This window comes from Pseudomonas helleri (assembly GCF_009600315.1).
GTDB lineage: Bacteria > Pseudomonadota > Gammaproteobacteria > Pseudomonadales > Pseudomonadaceae > Aquipseudomonas > Aquipseudomonas helleri_A.
In genome coordinates, this window is sequence record NZ_WIWC01000091.1 from 1 (window position 1) to 969 (window position 969).

At 55.8% G+C, this 969-nt stretch carries 1 protein-coding gene; it reads right to left on the minus strand.

The window, feature by feature from the left end; genetic code table 11:
* Window positions 1-114: 114 nt before the first annotated feature.
* The gene (locus tag GHN86_RS22950; protein WP_153383282.1) at window positions 115-384 is read right to left on the minus strand and encodes a short-chain dehydrogenase; all 270 of its coding nucleotides are present in this window, start codon (window positions 382-384) and stop codon (window positions 115-117) included.
* Window positions 385-969: the final 585 nt, after the last annotated feature.

Below are 969 nucleotides of genomic sequence, written 5' to 3' on the forward strand. Positions count from 1 at the left end.
CTCGCCACCCCCATAACAGCACCTGCGTTCAGCCTCCTGTGAGGGGCATTCGCGTCGACCCGAAAATCGCGTGGCAAAAGCAAAAGCAAAAGCAAATCAAGGGCTAGCGGCTTCCTAGTCCACGCGTAAGTGCCACCCCAACACATCCAGCAAATCACACCCATCCCGAAGCAAAATCATCGCCACGGTTGCAATCTGCCGCAGATCAACCGTATCGGCTAATTCAATATCCCGATTAGACAAGGTTTCCATCAATTGAGTGGCTGCCCGCACACGGGCGGCAGCATTGGCATGAAGCACATCGGCCGGCGCATTGCGGTCGATCAATAAAGCGGGGATAAGGCAGTCGATAGCGGTTAGCGGAATGAACGAATCTGGAGTCATGGATTAAAACTCTTGGGCATGGGCTTTAGCCATCCGCATTCGTCGCCAAACGAAAACAGGTGGCTGCTGTACGCGGGTTGGCGAACCGGTCATACCCAAGAAACTCCGGCAGATCCTGAGATCTCCCACGTACAGCTGCCATAAAGCTTTGCGATGCAAAATACACGCTTGGCTATAGATAGCAATTCTAGGCATGTTCCGAGTCGCCAAACCCGGTCGCTAAACGCGAGCGCTGACTATAGGCCCGCGCGCCAACCATCTCAATCCACAACCCTGTGCGAAACATCCCGAATCCCCGTGAGGGCGCACCTACACATTAAGCATTACGACGGCTTCGCCGCCGATCGCAGCCTTCGTGCCTCGTCAGCGACTACACCCCTGTAGTCGCTGACGAAGGCTGCGATGGGCCGGTTTACCTGCGCAATTGTCGGTAGAGATGAATTTATAAAACGCGGGCGTGTGATCTGTTTTTGATCTGGCTTTTGATCTGCCGCCCCTTCGGGAGGCAGAGAGGAGGTTTCGCGGAGTGGGTCGACCGGCATGGATGCCGGGAGAGCCGTGTTGGGCCATGGATGGCCCGTCACG